This is a genomic window from Nonomuraea sp. NPDC005650, from assembly GCF_040605375.1.
Classification (GTDB): Bacteria; Actinomycetota; Actinomycetes; order Streptosporangiales; family Streptosporangiaceae; genus Nonomuraea.
In genome coordinates, this window is sequence record NZ_JBEXCR010000020.1 from 51,958 (window position 1) to 69,762 (window position 17,805).

General features: G+C 71.0%; 18 protein-coding genes. 13 read left to right on the plus strand and 5 right to left on the minus strand.

Translation table 11 applies throughout. From position 1 onward, the window contains the following. Positions 1-49: 49 nt before the first annotated feature. Positions 50-1,714 carry a urocanate hydratase gene (hutU, locus tag ABZS69_RS32190; protein WP_355379086.1) on the plus strand — a complete coding sequence of 555 codons (1,665 nt, stop codon included), beginning with the start codon at positions 50-52 and terminating at the stop codon, positions 1,712-1,714. 278 nt (positions 1,715-1,992) lie between these two features. Next, a complete protein-coding gene (locus ABZS69_RS32195) occupies positions 1,993-2,769 on the plus strand; it encodes a MurR/RpiR family transcriptional regulator (RefSeq protein ID WP_355379087.1) in 777 nt (258 codons plus the stop codon). On the opposite strand, the gene ABZS69_RS32200 is transcribed toward ABZS69_RS32195, so the two are convergent. Genes ABZS69_RS32200 through ABZS69_RS32210 form a run of 3 tightly spaced genes read right to left on the minus strand, consistent with a single transcriptional unit; the run spans position 2,749 to position 4,998 of the window. Further along, positions 2,749-3,498 carry an ABC transporter permease gene (locus ABZS69_RS32200; protein WP_355379088.1) on the minus strand — a complete coding sequence of 250 codons (750 nt, stop codon included), beginning with the start codon at positions 3,496-3,498 and terminating at the stop codon, positions 2,749-2,751. The genes ABZS69_RS32195 and ABZS69_RS32200 overlap by 21 nt on opposite strands. Next, complete coding sequence (locus ABZS69_RS32205) at positions 3,495-4,448, minus strand: ATP-binding cassette domain-containing protein (protein WP_355379089.1); 954 nt, start codon at positions 4,446-4,448, stop codon at positions 3,495-3,497. Before ABZS69_RS32205 ends, ABZS69_RS32200 begins: the two co-directional genes overlap by 4 nt. 16 nt (positions 4,449-4,464) lie before the next feature. Continuing rightward, positions 4,465-4,998, minus strand: a complete 534-nt coding sequence (locus ABZS69_RS32210) for a PadR family transcriptional regulator (RefSeq protein ID WP_355379090.1) — start codon at positions 4,996-4,998, stop codon at positions 4,465-4,467. A gap of 56 nt (positions 4,999-5,054) precedes the next feature. On the opposite strand from ABZS69_RS32210, the gene ABZS69_RS32215 reads away from it, so the two are divergent. The 5 genes from ABZS69_RS32215 (at position 5,055) to ABZS69_RS32235 (ending at position 10,440) form a co-directional block, all read left to right on the plus strand. Next, positions 5,055-5,741: an SDR family oxidoreductase gene (locus ABZS69_RS32215; protein ID WP_355379091.1), complete on the plus strand. Its 687-nt coding sequence runs from the start codon at positions 5,055-5,057 to the stop codon at positions 5,739-5,741. Positions 5,742-5,767: 26 nt separating this feature from the next. Continuing rightward, positions 5,768-6,937, plus strand: coding sequence for an allantoate amidohydrolase (locus ABZS69_RS32220; protein ID WP_355379092.1), 1,170 nt, complete (start codon positions 5,768-5,770; stop codon positions 6,935-6,937). After that, positions 6,928-8,250 (plus strand): formimidoylglutamate deiminase, encoded by a 1,323-nt coding sequence (locus ABZS69_RS32225; RefSeq protein ID WP_355379094.1) that lies wholly within the window; start codon positions 6,928-6,930, stop codon positions 8,248-8,250. Before ABZS69_RS32220 ends, ABZS69_RS32225 begins: the two co-directional genes overlap by 10 nt. Then, entirely contained in the window at positions 8,247-9,392 is a 1,146-nt protein-coding gene (gene hutI, locus ABZS69_RS32230) for an imidazolonepropionase (protein WP_355379095.1), read from the plus strand. Before ABZS69_RS32225 ends, hutI begins: the two co-directional genes overlap by 4 nt. A 106-nt stretch (positions 9,393-9,498) precedes the next feature. Beyond that, complete coding sequence (locus tag ABZS69_RS32235; protein WP_355379096.1) at positions 9,499-10,440, plus strand: sigma-70 family RNA polymerase sigma factor; 942 nt, start codon at positions 9,499-9,501, stop codon at positions 10,438-10,440. A gap of 122 nt (positions 10,441-10,562) precedes the next feature. On the opposite strand, the gene ABZS69_RS32240 is transcribed toward ABZS69_RS32235, so the two are convergent. Then, a complete protein-coding gene (locus tag ABZS69_RS32240; RefSeq protein ID WP_355379097.1) occupies positions 10,563-11,129 on the minus strand; it encodes a TetR/AcrR family transcriptional regulator in 567 nt (188 codons plus the stop codon). Between the two features lie 81 nt (positions 11,130-11,210). Between ABZS69_RS32240 and ABZS69_RS32245 the strand changes: the two genes are divergently transcribed. The 3 genes from ABZS69_RS32245 to ABZS69_RS32255 are packed head-to-tail and all read left to right on the plus strand — an operon-like array spanning position 11,211 to position 12,639. Then, positions 11,211-12,014 (plus strand): alpha/beta hydrolase, encoded by an 804-nt coding sequence (locus ABZS69_RS32245; protein ID WP_355379098.1) that lies wholly within the window; start codon positions 11,211-11,213, stop codon positions 12,012-12,014. Between the two features lie 29 nt (positions 12,015-12,043). Then, the gene (locus ABZS69_RS32250) at positions 12,044-12,340 is read left to right on the plus strand and encodes an MOSC N-terminal beta barrel domain-containing protein (protein ID WP_355379099.1); all 297 of its coding nucleotides are present in this window, start codon (positions 12,044-12,046) and stop codon (positions 12,338-12,340) included. Further along, positions 12,307-12,639 carry a hypothetical protein gene (locus ABZS69_RS32255; RefSeq protein WP_355379100.1) on the plus strand — a complete coding sequence of 111 codons (333 nt, stop codon included), beginning with the start codon at positions 12,307-12,309 and terminating at the stop codon, positions 12,637-12,639. The genes ABZS69_RS32250 and ABZS69_RS32255 overlap by 34 nt, the downstream gene beginning before the upstream one ends. On the opposite strand, the gene ABZS69_RS32260 is transcribed toward ABZS69_RS32255, so the two are convergent. Further along, positions 12,537-13,466 (minus strand): iron-siderophore ABC transporter substrate-binding protein, encoded by a 930-nt coding sequence (locus tag ABZS69_RS32260; protein ID WP_355379101.1) that lies wholly within the window; start codon positions 13,464-13,466, stop codon positions 12,537-12,539. The two genes, ABZS69_RS32255 and ABZS69_RS32260, sit on opposite strands and share 103 nt — an antisense overlap. A 203-nt stretch (positions 13,467-13,669) precedes the next feature. On the opposite strand from ABZS69_RS32260, the gene ABZS69_RS32265 reads away from it, so the two are divergent. The 3 genes from ABZS69_RS32265 to ABZS69_RS32275 all read left to right on the plus strand — a co-directional run bounded on the left by ABZS69_RS32265 (position 13,670) and on the right by ABZS69_RS32275 (position 17,623). After that, positions 13,670-14,980, plus strand: a complete 1,311-nt coding sequence (locus ABZS69_RS32265) for an ammonium transporter (RefSeq protein WP_355379102.1) — start codon at positions 13,670-13,672, stop codon at positions 14,978-14,980. After that, positions 14,977-15,315 (plus strand): P-II family nitrogen regulator, encoded by a 339-nt coding sequence (locus tag ABZS69_RS32270; RefSeq protein ID WP_355379103.1) that lies wholly within the window; start codon positions 14,977-14,979, stop codon positions 15,313-15,315. Before ABZS69_RS32265 ends, ABZS69_RS32270 begins: the two co-directional genes overlap by 4 nt. Positions 15,316-15,397: 82 nt before the next feature. Continuing rightward, positions 15,398-17,623: a [protein-PII] uridylyltransferase gene (locus ABZS69_RS32275; RefSeq protein WP_355379104.1), complete on the plus strand. Its 2,226-nt coding sequence runs from the start codon at positions 15,398-15,400 to the stop codon at positions 17,621-17,623. Positions 17,624-17,805: the final 182 nt, after the last annotated feature.

Sequence of the window (17,805 nt, forward strand, 5' to 3'; positions counted from 1 at the left end):
TGTACTCTGCGGGTGACAAAAGTGAATGTTTTCATTCAGGAGGGTCACGATGAGCCGCAGCGTGCGCGCGCCGAGAGGCACGACGATCACCGCCAAGGGGTGGCCGCAGGAGGCGGCGCTCCGCATGCTCCAGAACAACCTGGACCCGGAGGTCGCCGAGCACCCAGAGCAGTTGGTCGTCTACGGCGGATCGGGCAAGGCCGCGCGTGACTGGCCGTCGTTCGACGCGCTGGTCAGGACGCTGACGACGCTCGAAGGCGACGAGACCCTCCTGGTCCAGTCGGGGCGCCCGGTGGGTGTGTTCCGCACCCACGAGTGGGCGCCCCGGGTGCTCATCGCCAACTCCAACCTCGTGCCCGACTGGGCCAACTGGGAGGAGTTCCGGCGGCTGGAGGCGGCCGGGCTCACCATGTACGGGCAGATGACCGCCGGGTCGTGGATCTACATCGGCACGCAGGGCATCCTGCAGGGGACGTACGAGACGTTCGCGGCCGTGGCCGCCAAGCGTGGTTTTAATAAGCACAGTGGCGGGTCGCTGGCCGGGACGATCACGCTGACGGCCGGGCTCGGCGGGATGGGCGGCGCCCAGCCCCTGGCCGTCACCATGAACGGCGGGGTGGCCATCTGCATCGACTGCGACCCGCGCTCGGTCACCCGGCGGATCGAGCACCGCTACCTCGACGTGGAGGCGTCGTCGCTGGACGAGGCGCTGCGGCTGGCGTACGCGGCCCGCGACGAGCGCCGTCCCCTGTCCATCGGGGTCGTCGCGAACGCGGCGGAGGCCGTGCCCGCGCTGCTCGCCCGCGGGGCCGAGATCGACATCGTCACCGACCAGACCTCGGCGCACGATCCGCTGATGTACCTGCCGCTGGGGGTCGCGTTCGAGGACATGGCCTCGGAGCGGGACAAGGACCCGGCCGGCTTCACCGAGCGGGCCCGGACCTCGATGGCGCGGCACGTGGAGGCCATGGTCGGGTTCAAGGACGCCGGGGCGGAGGTGTTCGACTACGGCAACTCCATCCGGGGCGAGGCGCAGCTGGCCGGCTACGGGCGGGCCTTCGACTTCCCGGGGTTCGTGCCCGCGTACATCAGGCCGCTGTTCTGCGAGGGCAAGGGCCCGTTCCGGTGGGCGGCGCTGAGCGGGGACCCCGCCGACATCGCCGCGACCGACCGGGCCATCCTGGAGCTCTTTCCCGAGAACGAGCAGCTCGCCCGCTGGATCAGGAAGGCCGGGGAGAAGGTCCACTTCCAGGGGCTGCCCGCGCGGATCTGCTGGCTCGGGTACGGCGAGCGCAACGTCGCGGGGGAGCGGTTCAACGACATGGTGGCGTCGGGCGAGCTGCGGGCGCCCATCGTCATCGGGCGCGACCACCTCGACAGCGGCTCCGTGGCCTCGCCCTATCGCGAGACGGAGGCCATGGCGGACGGGTCGGACGCGATCGCGGACTGGCCGCTGCTGAACGCCATGCTCAACACGGCCTCGGGGGCCGCCTGGGTGTCCATCCACCACGGGGGAGGGGTCGGGATCGGGCGGTCCATCCACTCGGGGCAGGTGACGGTGGCCGACGGGACGGCGCTGGCGGGGGAGAAGCTGAACCGCGTGCTGACCAACGACCCGGGGACCGGGGTGATGCGGCACGTGGACGCCGGCTACGAGGAGGCCGCCGACGTGGCCGCCGCCCGCGGGGTCCGCATTCCGATGCGCGAATCCTGACCCTGCACCGCCGTGCGCGTTGCGCCGGACTGCGCCGTACGTCGTCTCGCCGACCCGGCGCTTGGAGGGCGAGCGTTGGGCGCTGGGCCCATGCGGTGCGTGGAGGGCCGTATTTTGCTGGGGCGGGAAGTGCACGTGAAGGTGGGGGCCGGAGCGGCTCGCCGATGCGGCGGGTGGTGGTGGGATGAGAATGCGGGGCGGGAAGCGTTGGAGGTGGAGTGGCGGACGGATATCACGGTGGGCTGAGTGTGCTGCTGGATGGCCGGAGGCTGTCGCCCGTGCAGCGGAGGATCGCGCACTATCTCACCGAGCACCTCGATGAGGCGATCTTCCTGTCCAGCGTGGAGCTGGCCGAGCGAGCCGGGGTGAGTCAGCCGTCCGTGACCCGGTTCGCCATGGTGCTGGGGTTCGCCGGGTACCCCGAGCTGCGGCAGGCGCTGCGTCCGCTCGTGCTGGGTGGCGCGGTGGTCGAGCAGCCGCAGGAGAGCCTGTTGCGCGGGGCCATCGAGTGCGAGATCCGCAACCTCGCGATCGTCAGGGAGCGGCTGCCGGCCTTCCCGCTCAAGGAGCTCGGCGAGCAGCTGGCCGCCACCGAGCCGCTGCCCGTGGTGGGGCTGCGGGTCTCGTGCGGGCTGGCCACCACGTTCGCCTACTACGCCCGCCGCATTCACCCCGACGTGCGGTTGCTCACGCACGGCGGCTCGGAGCTGGTCGACGGGCTGCACGCGGCGCGCCGGGCGGGTGCGGAGTGGGTGGTGGCCGTGGTCCTGCCGAGGTATCCGGCGGAGGCCGTGCAGGCGCTGGAGTACGCGGAGAAGCTGGGGCTGCGGGTGGCGGCGATAACGGATAAGTCGGATTTCCCGGCGGAGGTCGTGCTGGACGCCCCCGTCGGCGACCGGCTCGTGTTCGACTCGCACGCGGCGCCGCTGGCCCTGGCCATGGCCCTGGTCGAGGCCATGGCCGACGCGGCGCCGCTGCGCACCCAGGCCCGGCTGGAGGAGTACGAGCGGATGACCGACGAGACCGGTACGTTCCTACCCGGCGATCCTGCGTAGCGAGCGCATCGACCAGATCGTGGTGAGCACCGCCAGCACGATGAACACCGCGAACGCGATCGGGATCGACGAGTCCGACAACCGGCCGGCGAACAGCGCCCGCCCCGCCTCGACCGCGTGGTAGAGCGGGTTGATCGGGGCGAGCGTCTGCATCCAGCCGGGCGCGAACGAGATCGGGATGAACAGCCCGGCCAGCAGCATGACCGGCAGCAGGAAGAGGTTGAGCGTCTGCGACATGCCGTTCTCGTCGCGTACGGTCAGCGCCAGCCCTTGAGACAGCCCCGAGGCGAACAGCCCGGTGGCGGCCATGAGCAGCAGCACCAGCAGCAGCTCGACGGCCCCGATGCGCACACCCATCGCGATGGCCACGACCAGCACGAGGATCGCCTGGCACACCAGGACGACCATGTCCTTGGCCACCCGCCCGAGCACGATGGCGGGCCGCCAGGCGGGGCTGACGGCGTACCGTTCGAGCGAGCCGTTACGCAGGTCGGCGATCATCCCGAACCCCGAGAACAGCGACCCGAAGACCGCGATCATCATCATCGACGCCGGCGTGAACATCCGCAGCGCGTCCACCGTCGAGCCGCCCGGCGTCAGCGACTTCAGCAGCGGCGCGAACATGAGCAGGTAGAGCACCGGCTGCATGATGCCGAACAGCGGCCAGATCGGGTTGCTGAACGACTTCTTCAGCTCATACCCGGCGAACAGAACAGTGTGGCGGATCATGAGGCGGCTCCGGTGTCGCGGAGGGAACGGCCGGTCTTGGCCAGGAAGACGTCGTCGAGGGTGGACCGGTCGAGCGCGATCGAGCTCAACCCCAGGCCCTGCTCCTCAAGGGCCCGCAGCAGCGCGGGCAGCGTGTGCTCGCCGTCGTCGACGTAGACGCGCAGCAGGTCCTCGTCGACGCGGGTCTCGCGGGCGTACGGCTTGAGCGTGTCCGCGGCCCGCTCCAGGTCGTCGACCCTGAGCGAGATCACGTCGCCGGAGACCTCCCGTTTGAGCTCGCCGGGAGTGCCCTCGGCCACGACCTCACCGTGGTCGACGATCATGAGGCGGTCGCACAGCGCGTCGGCCTCGTCGAGGTAGTGGGTGCTGAGCAGCACGCTCGTGCCGGCCTCGCGCAGCTGCCTGATGCGGTCCCAGAGGTTCGCGCGGTTCTGCGGGTCGAGGCCGGTGGTGGGCTCGTCGAGGAAGAGCAGCGGCGGGTTGTGCACCAGCCCGATCGCGATGGCCACGCGCCGCTTCTGCCCGCCCGACAGGGTACGGCCTGGACGGTCGGCCATCTCGGTCAGGTCGAAGCGCTCCAGCACCTCGGCGGTGGCCCCCTTCGGGTCGGCCATGGCGTGGATCTTTGCGGCCATCATGATCTGGGCCCTGGCGCTCGTGGTGTCCTCCACGCCGCCGGCCTGGCTCACGTACCCGAGGTTGCGCCGGATGGCGGCGGGCTCCTTGAGCAGGTCGTGACCCGCGATGGTGGCGGTGCCGGCGTCGGGGGCGATCAGCGTGGAGAGCATCCTGATCGTGGTGGTCTTGCCCGCGCCGTTGGGGCCGAGCACGCCGAAGATCTCGCCCTGCGCGACCTCTAGGTCCACGCCGCGGACGGCCTCGACCGTCTGCGCGCCCTTCCTGTTCCTGGTGGTGAACGTCTTTCGCAGGCCCTGCGCCTGAATGATCATTGGGGGGTTCAGCTCCTTAGGGCAGTTCGTCGGCCTCAACCCGTTCGATGGCTTTCTCGACCCAGTCGAGCTGGGCCTGGACCATGGCTCTGTTGAGACGGAGGTTCTCGTCCACGTGCTGGGGAGCGCCGAAGCGCTGCTTGGCGCCGAGGGCATGTCCAAGGATCTCGACGCTCACTCTGAGCTGCTGCATCCTGCCATACAGCGCCTGCAGAATCTCCTGCTTTTCCAGCCGGTCCATGAACGTCATCGCCACCTGGAACGGGTCGACGATGGGCTTGACCTCGTGCCAGGCGGTCAGCAGCATCCGGTGGAACTCTTCGCGGCCGTGCTCGGTCAGCTCGTAGACGACCTTGCCGCCCCTGCCCGCCTCGACGACGGCCAGGAGCCCTTCGTCGGCCATCTTGCTCAGGCCGTGGTAGATCGACCCGAAGGCGACGTTCGCCCATTGATCGGTGCCCATCGTCTCCAATCGACGGCGGACCCCGTAGCCGTTCATGGGACCGTCGAGCAGGGCGCCCAGGATGAGGATGCGGGTCGAAGCAGACATGAGTACAAGTTTGTATTCAAATTTGTATATCCGTCAACGTCAATAAGCTGATCTCCATGAACGAACGACCGACGGCGCTGGTCACAGGCGCTTCGCGCGGGATCGGCGCGGCCGTGGCCGGGGTCCTGGGCCCCACGCATCACGTGATACTCAACGGCCGCGACGAGGAGGCGCTGGGTGCCGTGGCGGCCGGGCTGCCCGACGCGCGGGTCTGGCCGGCGGAGCTGACGGCGGTCACGGAGGCGGAGGTCGCCGGCATCGAGCGGCTCGACGTGCTCGTGCACTCCGCCGGGATCAACCGGATGGGCCGGATCGCCGACCTGTCCGCCGCCGCGTGGCGCGAGACGCTGGAGGTGAACGTCGTCGCGGTCGCCGAGCTGACCAGGCTGCTGCTGCCCGCCCTGCGCGCGGCCGGAGGGCACGTGGTCTGCGTCAACTCGGGTTCGGGGCAGCGGGCCAACCCCGAGTGGGGCGCCTACGCGGCCAGCAAGTTCGCGCTGAAGGCGTTCGCCGACGCGCTGCGGCTGGAGGAGCCGCGGCTCAGGGTGACGACGGTCTACCCGGGCCGGACAGCCACCGACATGCAGCGCGAGCTGCGCCGCTACGAGGGCGGCGAGTTCGAGCCCGAGAAGTACCTCACGCCGGAGAGCGTGGCGCGGGCCGTGCTGGCCGCCGTCACCGCCGGCCCCGACGCCCACCTCACCGAGCTGACCCTCCGTCCCAGGGGCGGGCCTGTCAACTGAATGGATCCATTCACTACAGTGGGGCCATGCTTGAACCACTCGCGCACATAGGACGGGATCCGTCGACCGGGGGCTACGTCAGGGACGCCTGGTCGCATGCTGACATGGAGCTACGCGAGTGGTTCGCGGGCGAGGCCGGGCGCAGGGGGCTCGACCTGCGCGAAGACCGCAACGGCAACCTCTGGGCGTGGTGGGGCGACCCATCGGGCCGCCCCGGCGTGGTGACCGGGAGCCACCTTGACTCCGTACGGCAGGGCGGCGCGTACGACGGGCCGCTCGGGGTCGTGTCGGCCTTCGCCGCCCTGGACCTCCTGAAGGAGCGCGGGATCACGCCGGCCAGGCCGGTCGGCGTGGCCTGCTTCACCGACGAGGAGGGCGCCAGGTTCGGGGTGCCGTGCATGGGGTCGCGGCTGCTCACCGGCGCGCTGGAGCCCGGCCGGGCCCTCGCGCTCACCGACGACGCCGGCGACACGCTGGCAGACGTCATGGCGAAGGCCGGGCGGGCGCCGGACGCGATCGGGCGGGACGACGAGACGCTCGCCGCGGTCGGCACGTTCGTGGAGCTCCACGTCGAGCAGGGCCAGGCGCTCGTCCACGAGGGGCGGCCGGTGGGCGTGGCCGCGGCGATCTGGCCGCACGGGCGCTGGCGCTTCGACTTCCACGGCCGGGCCGACCACGCGGGCACCACCCGGCTGGCCGACCGGGACGACCCGATGCTGCCGTTCGCCAGCATGGTGCTGGCCGCCCGCGCGGCCGCCGCGCGCCGCGACGTGGTGGCCACGATCGGCAAGGTACGCGTCTCGCCGGGCAACGCGAACGCGATCCCCGGCCTGGTCTCGGCCTGGCTCGACGCCCGCGGGGCGGACGAGACCGCCGTCCGCGACCTCGTGGCCGAACTGACCGAAGAGGCAGGGGCCACGGTGCGGGAGGAGTCGTGGACGCCGGTCGTCGACTTCGACGTGCCGCTCAGGGAACGCCTGGCCAGGGTCGCGGGAGGCGACACGCCCGCGCCCATCCTGCCCACGGGGGCGGGCCACGACGCGGGGATCCTGGCCACGGCGGGTGTCCCGAGCGCGATGTTGTTCGTCAGGAACCCCACCGGCGTGTCCCATTCCCCCGCCGAGCACGCCGAGCGGCCAGACTGCGAGGCGGGAGTCGTCGCACTCGCGGACGTGCTGGAGGACCTGTGTCGCTGACCTACTGGTGCGAGCAGGCGTGGCTGCCCGACGGGGTCGCGGAGGGCGTGCTCATCGAGGTCGAGGGCGCCAGGATCGCGAGCGTCGGCCAGGGCGCGCCGGGCTCGGCCGAGCGCCTGCCGGGCATCACCGTCCCCGGCCTGGCCAACGCCCACTCCCACGCCTTCCACCGCGCGCTGCGCGGCACCGTCCAGGAGGGCAAGGGCGACTTCTGGACCTGGCGCGAGCGCATGTACGAGGTGGCAGGGGCGCTGGAGCCCGACTCGTACCTCCGGCTGGCCAGGGCCGTCTACGCCGAGATGGCGCTGGCCGGGGTGACCTGCGTGGGCGAGTTCCACTACCTGCACCACGGGCCCGACGGGCGCCCGTACGACGACGCCAACGAGATGGGCCACGCCCTCGTCCGCGCGGCCCGCGAGGCGGGCCTGCGCATCGCGCTGCTCGACACCTGCTACCTGACCGGCGGCATCGGCGCCCCGCTCACCGGCGCGCAGCTGCGCTTCACCGACGGTGACGCCGCGCGCTGGGCGGCCAGGGCCGACGAGCTGGCGGCGGCCTACGAGGGGCAGCCCGACGTGGAGATCGGCGCGGCCATCCACTCGGTACGCGCGGTGCCGCCGGAGCAGATGCCGGTCGTGGCCGAGTTCTCCCACCGGCACGCCGCCCCCCTCCACATGCACGTGTCCGAGCAGCCGGCCGAGAACGCCGCCTGCGTGGAGATGTACGCGGCCACCCCGGTCCAGGTGCTGCACGAGCGGGGCGCCCTGGGGCCGCGCTCGACCGCCGTGCACGCCACCCACCTGACCGACGTGGACATCGAGCTGATCGCCCAGTCCGGCACCCACATCTGCATGTGCCCGACCACCGAACGCGACCTCGCCGACGGCATCGGCCCGGCCAGGGCGGCGGCCGACCGGGGCGCGCACATCACGCTCGGCTCCGACAGCCACGCCGTGATCGACCTGTTCGAGGAAGCGCGGGCGGTCGAGCTGGACGAGCGGCTGAGCAGCGGCAGGCGCGGCAACTGGAGCGCCGCCGACCTGTTCGCCGCCGCGACCGTCGCCGGCCACGCCTCGCTCGGCTTCCCCGACGCGGGCCTGCTGGTGCCCGGCGCCTGGGCCGACCTGGTCTCGGTACGGCTCGACTCCGTACGCACGGCGGGCGCCGGCGGCCTGGAGGCCGTCGTGTTCGCGGCCACGGCGGCGGACGTGCACTCGGTGGTCTCCGGCGGCCGCCGCGTCGTCACGGACGGGCGGCACCGGCTCGGCGACGTCGGATCACTGCTGGCCGAGGCGATACGGAGGGTGAGATGAGCACGACGCTGATCGACGGGATCGGATCGCTGTACACCGGCGACCCCGAGCGCGAGGAGATCCAGGACGCGGCGCTGGTCCTGGAGGACGGCCTGGTCGCCTGGGCCGGGCCCGCCGACCGGGCGCCCGACGCCGACGGGCGGGTGGACGTCGGGGGCCGCGCCGTCATCCCCGGTTTCGTGGACAGCCACGCCCACCTGATCTTCGCCGGTGACCGGACGGCCGAATTCCAGGCCCGCATGTCCGGCGAGCCGTACACCGGAGGCGGCATCAGGACCACGGTCGCCGCCACCCGGCAGGCCGGCGACGCCGAGCTGGCCGCCCACGCGCGTGCCCTGGTGAACGAGATGCTCGCCCAGGGCACCACGACCGTCGAGATCAAGAGCGGGTACGGCCTGACCGTCGAGGACGAGCGGCGCTCGCTGGAGATCGCCGCCGGGCTGACCGGCGAGACCACGTTCCTGGGGGCGCACGTCGTGCCCGCCGGCATGGACGCCGACTCCTACGTGCGGCTCGTCGCCGGGGAGATGCTCGACGCGTGTGCCCCGTACGCCAAGTGGGTCGACGTGTTCTGCGAGCGCGGGGCGTTCGACGGCGACCAGACGCGCGAGATCCTGGGCGCCGGGCTCAAGGCGGGGCTGGGGGTGCGGGTGCACGCCAACCAGCTCGGGGAGGGGCCGGGCGTGCGCATCGCCTGCGAGCTGGGCGCCGCCTCGGCCGACCACTGCACCCACCTGACGCCGGCCGACGTGGACGCGCTGGCGTCGTCGGGCACGGTGGCGACGCTGCTGCCGGGGGCCGAGTTCTCGACGCGGTCGCCGTATCCGGACGCCCGGAAACTGATCGACGCGGGCGCGACGGTGGCGCTGGCGACCGACTGCAACCCGGGGTCGTCGTTCACGTCGTCGATGGCGTTCTGCGTGGCGCTGGCCGTGCGCGAGATGCGGATGACGCCGCTGGAGGCGATCAGGGCGGCGACGTACGGCGGGGCACGCGCGCTACGCCGTACGGACGTAGGCTGGCTGCGGCGCGGGGCCCGCGCGGACCTCGTCGTGCTCGATGCCCCCTCCTATGTACACCTTGCCTACCGGCCCGGCGTCCCCCTCGTTCACCAGGTATTTCATGGTGGTCTCCTCCTTTAGGAGGACATCCAGAACCATCCCAGCGACGTACTTGTTTAGGGAATCTTTGCATCTGGTCGGACGTTGGCCGGGTATAGAACGCAGCTGCGGAACGAGGTGCCAGGGGATGGCAAGGCCTACGGGGAGTCGCACGCAGGAGCAGCACATCGCCGAGCGCGATCTGCTGGGGACATATCTGGCTGAGATCGGCCGGGTCCCGCTGCTCACGGCGGAGGAAGAGGTGGAGCTCGCCAAGCGCATCGAGGCGGGTCTCTTCGCCGAGCAGCTGCTCGACAGTGGGGGTTCGGAGCCGCGCATCGGGGACGCGGCCGACGAGGAGCTGGAGCGGCTGGCCGTCTCCGGCCAGCGGGCGAAGGACGAGTTCATCCAGGCCAACCTGCGCCTGGTGGTGGCGGTGGCCAGGAAATACTCGGGGCGGGGGATGCCCCTGATCGACCTGGTCCAGGAGGGGAACCTGGGGCTGGTCAGGGCGGTGGAGAAGTTCGACTACCGGCGGGGGTACAAGTTCTCCACGTACGCGACGTGGTGGATCCGGCAGTCGGTGGGGCGTGCCATCCACGAGCAGGCCCGCCCGGTGCGCCTGCCCACGCACGCGGGGGAGCAGATGACGCGGCTGATGCGGGTCCGCCGCGACCTGCTGGCGGAGTTCGACGCCGAGCCCACGGACGACGATCTCGCCGAGATCCTCGACCTGCCGATCGAGCGCGTACGCGAGCTGCGGCGCTGGGCCTCCGACCCGGTCTCGCTCCAGCTCGGGGTGGGCGACGAGGACGAGACGGAGCTCGGCGACATGATCGCCGACGAGACGTGGGCCGATCCCGAGCAGCAGGCCATCGACATCCTGGAGCGCGAGCGCCTGGACCAGTGGCTGACGGGGCTTGAGGGTGACACCAGCGAGATGCTGCGGTGGCGGTACGGGCTGGTGGACGGGCGCGAGCACACGCTGACGGAGGTCGGCGAACGCTACGGCATCGGCCGCGACCGCGCCCGCCGCATCGAACGCGACGCCCTGGCCCGCCTCCGCAAGATGGCCACAGCAGCCGCCTGACCCGACCACCCCGGGCCGCGCTTCCCGCGCCGCCCGGGGTTTTCGCGCTGCCCGGGGCTTTCCGCGCCAACCGCCGCGCTTTGGGGTGGCGGGCGTGGGTGAGGCGTGGTGGTGCCGTCGGGCTACGCCTGGAGGATGCGGCGGAGGAAGTCTTCGACGGCGGCTACCGCTGTGGTGTGGTCGCCGCCGCGCGCCACCATGAGGACGCTCTCGTTGATGGCCGCCAGCAGCATGTGCGCGTGCAGGTCCAGGAACTCCTCAGGCACCGCCCCCGTGGCCCCCAGTGCCGCCTTCAGCATCCCGAACGAGTAGCGCTCCTCCATGGCCCGCCACCGCTCCCAGCCCAGCACCGAAGGCGCGTCGATGAGGATGATGCGCTGGATGACCGGGTCTCCGGCGAGTGAGATCCAGGCCAGCACGCCGGCGCGCAGGGCCGCCGCCGGGTCGGTGACGCCGCGGACGGCCTCGACGATCTTGTCGCCGATGGCGGACTCCGTGGCCTCCAGGACCGCCTCGAAGAGGGCGTCCTTCCCGGCGTAATGGTGGTACAGCGCCCCCCGGCTCAGCCCCGACTCCTGCAGGACCACCTCGATCGAGGTGTCGTCGTAGCCCCGGTCGGCGAACAGCCGCGTGGCGATCGTCAGGACCCTTTCGCGGGTTGCCGCGCCGCGTTCCGCCTTGAGGTTCATGCGACCACTCTAGACAAACCGACTGTCAGTCGGTAATTTCATAGACCGACAGTCGGTTTGTAATCTGCCAAGGAGGAACCCATGGAGGGCATCAGCTACGTCGACGTGGGGGAAGGGCCGGTCAGCCTGTTCGTGCACGGCGTCGGCACCAGCTCGCACCTGTGGCGCGACATCATCGCCGCGTTCCGCGACGAGCGTCGCTGCGTGGCCATCGACCTGCCGCTGCACGGTGGCAGCGCCCCGCGCGACGACCTGTCGATCCCCGCGCTCGCCGAGGCCGTCGAGGAGCTGTGCGAGGGGCTCGGGCTGACCGGCGTGGACCTCGTCGCCAACGACACCGGCGGCGCCGTGGCCCAGGTCTTCGCCGTACGCCACCGCGAGCGCCTGCGTACGCTCACCCTCACCAACTGCGACGTCCACACCAACACCCCGCCCGAGGCGTTCAAGCCCACGGTCGACCTGGCCGCCAGGGGCGAGCTGGCCGCGCTCACGGCGCTCGTCCTGGACCAGCCGGAGCTCCTGACCCAGACCGCGTTCGGGGAGGGCTACGAGCGGATCGACGACCCGGCGGCGGTGGTGGACGCGTACCTGCGGCCGATCTTCGCCAAGCCCGGCGGCGGGCGGGCCTTCGAGCGCCTGCTGACCTCGATCGACGCCAAGGACATGATCGCCATCGAGCCGCAGCTCACCGTGCTGACCGTGCCGACGCTCGTGGTCTGGGGCACGGGGGACGCGTTCTTCGACGTGAGCTGGGCCCGATGGCTGCGGGACACGATCCCCGGCGTCAAGGAGATCGTCGAGATCGAGGGCGGGCGGCTGTTCTTCCCCGAGGAGCGGGCGGACGAGCTGGTGCCGCATCTTCGCCGCTTCTGGGCCCACCCCTAGGCTCGGGCGCCGACCGTAGGATCGCCCCCATGTACCTGGAGACGCTGCGGCGCTACCCCGTCAAGTCGATGCTGGGGGAGGAGGTCTCCGAGAGCGAGGTCACCGAGCGGGGGCTCGCCGGGGACCGGGTGCGCGCGGTGCTCGACGTCGCGACCGGGAAGATCGCCAGCGCCAAGAACCCCCGCCTCTGGCGCGGCCTGCTGACGATCGAGGGCACCGGTGTTCCCGGCGACGAGGAGCTGTCGACGCTGCTCGGGCGTGAGGGATCGGCGCGCTCGGCCCGCGCGGCACCGTGGAGGCCCTCCGCTACCGGCCCAACCTGGTGATCGGGACGGAGGCGGAGGGGTTCGTGGAGAACGACTGGGTGGGGCGCGAGCTGCGCATCGGTGACGAGGTGGCGCTGGCGGTGATCGTGGCCGGCCCGCGCTGCGCGGTGCCGACGCTCGGGCACGGGAGCCTCGGGCGCGATCCGGACGCGCTCCGCACGGTGGCCAGGCACAACCGGGTGCCCGTCAGCGGGGCTTACGAGGCCAGCGGCGTGAGGTACTTGTCCAGGTCGTCGAGGATCTTGCCGGCGGCCGTGACACCGATGCCGGTCATCCAGACCTCGTCGTCCACGGTGTGAGCGTTGCCCGACGTGACCGCCTTCAGGTTCTTCCACAGCGGACCGCCGGTCACCGCCGCCTGCGACTTGGCGGCCGCCGCGCCGTACGCCGTGTAGAAGACCGCGTCGGCGTCGGCCTTGGCGATGTTCTCCTGGCTCAGCTTCCCGAAGCGCTTGTCCGCCTGGTCGGCGAGCTGCTGCGCCTCGGGCCGCTGGATGCCCGCGTCACCGACCACGATGCCGCTGAAGGACTCGGGCCCGTACATGCGGATCTCGGTGGGCATGAACCGCACGATGCTCACCTGGAGCTTCGAGAACTTGGCCCCGACCTCCTTGGCCCGCTGCTCGTACGCCGACAGCAGCTGCTGGGCCTGGTCCTTCTTGCCCAGCGCCTCGGCGTCGAGCAGGAAGTTCTCCTTCCAGGTGATGCCCACCTTCTCGGTGAACACGGTGGGCGCGATCTTGCTGAGCTTGTCGTAGAACGCCGCCTGCCGGAACTTGGTGCCCAGGATGAGGTCCGGCTTGAGCGCCATGATGGCCTCGATGTTGGGGGCCTGCAGGGTGCCGACCGCCTTGGTGGCCGACAGGGCCGAGCCGAGGTACGCGGGCCACTTCTGGTTCTCCTGGGCCTGCGCCGCTCCGACGGGCGCCAGGCCGAGCGAGACCATCGTGTCGAGCTTGTCCGTGTCGAGCACCACGACCCGCTTGGGGGTCATCGGCACCTTCGTCTCTCCCATGGCGTGCTTGACGGTCCGGGTCGGGCCCGCCTCCTGTGAGGAGGTGGAGGTGCCACAGGCGGCGAGGGCGAGGACGGGGAGCATGGCGGCGACGGCCAGGCGAAGACGCATCGGCATTCCTTGATCGTAGGTTAGGCAAACCTAAGTGTCTCATGCCTGATTTGGCGGAGCCGAAAAGGGAGGTGTGAAGACCCCGAAACCCGCTCGAAACACCAGTGTGGCGAGATTCACGAATGTGAAACATGCCTGGTCGAGTCATGAAACCCCGGCCGAACACGCTGTGGCCACACGTCACATGTAAGGAGGGTCGCGTCGTGAAGATCGATAGCGGCACCACAGCCTGGATGCTCGCGGCCACCGCGCTGGTGTTGCTGATGACTCCGGGTCTCGCTTTCTTCTACGGGGGCATGACCAGGGCGAAGAGTGTCCTGAACATGATGATGATGTCGTTCGGCGCCATCATCACGGTGACCATAGCCTGGGTGCTTTTCGGGCACTCCCTGGCCTTCACCGACAACCCAAGCTCGGCGATCAACAACGTGGTCGGCGGCTTCGACGCACTCGGCCTGCAGAGCCTGGTGGACACGGCCACCAAGGACGACGGCACCGGCATGCCGAGCCTGGTCTTCTCCGCCTTCCAGCTGACCTTCGCCATCATCACCGTCGCGCTGATCAGCGGCGCGATCGCGGACCGGGCGAAGTTCGGGGCGTGGATCCTCTTCAGCATCATCTGGGCGACGATCGTCTACTTCCCGATCGCGCACTGGGTGTGGGGCACCGGCTGGCTCAACACCATGGGCATCGAGGACTTCGCGGGCGGCACGGTCGTCCACATCAATGCCGGCGCCGCGGGCCTGGCACTGTGTCTCGTGCTCGGCAAGCGCCAGGGCTGGCGCAAGGAGCCGATGCGGCCGCACAACCTCCCGTTCGTCCTGCTCGGCGCGGGCCTGCTGTGGTTCGGCTGGTTCGGCTTCAACGCCGGCTCCGAGCTGGCCGTCGACGGCACGGCCGGCCTGGCGTTCATGAACACCCAGATCGCCACCGCGGTCGCCGCGGGCGCCTGGCTCGTCGTGGAGAAGCTGCGTGACGGGCACGCCACCAGCCTCGGCGTCGCCTCCGGCGCGATCGCCGGTCTGGTCGCCATCACCCCCGCCTGTGGTTTCGTGGACCCGTGGGCGGCGATGCTCATCGGCCTGATCGCCGGCGCCGTCTGCGCCTACGCCGTGGGCCTGAAGTACAAGCTCAACTACGACGACTCCCTCGACGTGGTCGGCGTGCACCTGGTGGGTGGCGTCATCGGCGCCGTCTCGCTCGGCTTCCTGGCCGCGTACCCCTTCCTGGAGCAGCAGAGCAAGGGCCTGTTCTACGGCGGCGGCTTCGGCCAGCTGGGCCTGCAGGTGCTCGGCCCGGTCGCGGTCGGCGGTTACTCCTTCGTCGTCACCTGGGTCATCGCGAAGATCATCGACAAGACGATGGGCTTCCGGATCACCACCGAGGAAGAAGTCACCGGCATTGACGTGACCACGCACGCCGAGACCGGGTACGACCTCGGAACGGTCTACGCCTCCGGCGTGACCTCCTCCAACGGGCCCTCCGCCCCGGTCGCTAAGAAGGTGGACGCATGAGGCTCATCACGGCGATCATCAAGCCCTTCAAGCTCGATGACGTGAAGGCCGCACTCGAGCAGTTCGGCATCAAGGGAATGACGGTCAGCGAGGCGAGCGGCTACGGCCGTCAGCGCGGCCACACCGAGGTCTACCGCGGCGCCGAGTACCAGGTCGACCTGGTGCCCAAGGTCCGCCTGGAGGTCCTCGCGGACGAGGATGACACCGAGGACGTGATCGACGTCATCGTCAAGGCGGCGCACACCGGCAAGATCGGCGACGGCAAGGTCTGGTCCGTCCCGGTGGACACCATCGTTCGTGTTCGCACGGGAGAACGGGGCCCAGAAGCCCTGTGACCTGCGACAGGGATTCCACGACGGATCCACGGCGACGCCCGGACGACGGTGTCCGGGCGGAGCTCGGCAAGGGGGCACAGCATTGAGGGGAGAGGCCCGTTCGTACGCCGCGGCCCGCAAGGAGCGGGCCGCGGACACCGACCGCTGGCTCAAGGATCTCTTCCGCACGGCGAGCGACGGCGACCATGTCTCACTGGTCGCCGTCGGGAGCCTCGGTAGGGGCGAACTGGCACCCGGCAGCGACCTCGACCTGGTCCTGCTGCACAACGGCCGGGCCGACGTGGCCAGGATCGCGGACCGGATCTGGTATCCGATCTGGGACTCCGCGGTCAACCTCGACCACTCCGTGCGGACGGTCGAGGAGGCGGTGACCGTCGCCAGGCAGGACCTGAAGGCGGTGCTCGGCCTCATCCAGGCCCGGCACGTGGCCGGCGACCCCGAGCTGACCAAGAAGGCCAGGGAGGCGGTGCTCGCCGAATGGCGGGCCGACTCCCGGCGCAGGCTCAGCGAGCTGCGCGAGGCGGCCGACAAGCGCGCCCAGGTGAGCGGCGAGCTGGCCTTCCTGCTCGAACCCGATCTCAAGGACGGGCGCGGCGGGCTCCGCGACGTCCAGGCCATGCAGGCGGTGGCCGCCGCCTGGGTCGCCTCGGCGCCCGGTCCCAGGGCGCGCGAGGCGTACGAGTTCATCCTCGACGTGCGGCACGCGCTGCACGTCGTCACCGCCCGCGGCACCGACCGGCTGGTCCTGCAGGAGCAGGACGCCGTGGCGGGGCTGCTCGGCCTGCTCGACGCCGAGGCGCTCATGCGCCGGCTCGCCGAGGCGGGCCGCACCATCTCCCACGCCTTCGACGGCACCTGGCGCACCGTTGACAGGCTCCTGTCAGGGCCTGCTCCCCGAGGCCGCCGCCCGCTGGCGGACGGCGTGGTCGAGCACGCCGGCGAAGTGGTGCTCGCGCGGGGGGTCGACCCCCGCAAGGACCCCGTGCTGGTGCTGCGCGCCGCCGCCGCGGCGGCCGACTCCGGGCTGCCGCTCGCCCCCGCGACGGTGTCCGTGCTCGCAGCTCAGTCGCCTCCCCTGCCGGTGCCGTGGCCCGAGGAGGCGCGCGACGCGCTGGTGTCGATCCTCGGCGCGGGCCGCGCCGCCGTGCCCGTGTGGGAGGAGCTCGACCAGGCGGGCATCCTTGTCAAACTGCTTCCTGACTGGGAACGCGTACGCCACCGTCCCCAGCGCAACCCGATCCACCGCTTCACGGTCGACCGGCACCTGATCGAGGCCGCGGCGAACGCCGCCAGCCACACCCGCGAGGTCTCCCGCCCCGACCTCCTGCTGATCGGGGCGCTGCTGCACGACATCGGCAAGGGCTGGCCGGGGGACCACTCGGCCACCGGCGAGGTCGTGGTCCGCGACATCGCCACCCGCATCGGCCTGTCCGCGCAGGACGTCGAGACCCTCGCCACCGTCGTACGCCATCACCTGCTGCTGCCCGAGACCGCCACCCGCAGGGACCTCGACGACCCCGTCACGATCGAGAAGGTCGCCGCCACCGTCGGCACGCGGGAGGTCCTCGACCTGCTGGCCGCGCTCGCGGTCGCCGACGGCAACGCGACCGGGCCGGCCGCCTGGAACAGCTGGAAGGCCGGGCTCGTCGCCGACCTCGTGCGCCGCGTCAGGTCCGTGCTGGCCGGCTCGCCGCCGCCCAAGCCGCCGACCCTGTCGGCCGACCAGACCGCGCTCGCCAGGCACGGCGGCGGGGCCGTCCGCGTCAACGGGGGAGCGGTCACGGTCGTCGCCCCCGACCGGGTGGGGCTGCTCTGGAGCGCCGCCGGCGTGCTGTCCGCGCACCGGCTCATCGTCCGCTCCGCCTCGTCCGCCTCCGCGGGCTCCACCGCGGTGATCGAGTTCTCCGTCATCCCCGAGTACGGCTCCCCGCCCGACCCTGCGACACTGGAGTCCGATCTCCGTCTCGTCCTTGCTGGCCGTCTTGACATCGAGCAGCGGCTGGCCCGCCGTACGCGGGCCATGAGGCCGCCCCGGGTACCTGTGGCCCCACCTCGGGTGACACTGGTCGACGACGCCTCCGCGACCGCCACTGTGGTGGAAGTCAGGGCCCATGACAGGCCGGGGCTACTGTGGCGTATCGGACGGGCGTTCGGCGAGTGCGGTCTTGACGTGAGGGCCGCTCGCGTGGAGACTCTCGGCGCGGAGGCGGTGGACGTCTTCTATGTCGTGGATCGCGCCGGTCGCCCCCTCAGCGACGCCGGGCAGAGGGCACAAGTCCGCGATCAAGTCCTGGCCGCACTGCGATAACCAACAGCACACGACTGCCGGTCACATATGTAACGATTGTGTCCGAAATGCCCGGTAAGTCAGAACCTGCGGATACCTTGTGGACGGCTTTTAGGCCCGTCGGGGACGGGACGATTGAGGGGTAGCGGAAGCAGTGACTACGGGGAACTCCGACAGCGGCCCAGCCGTGAAGCGGGGCCGCG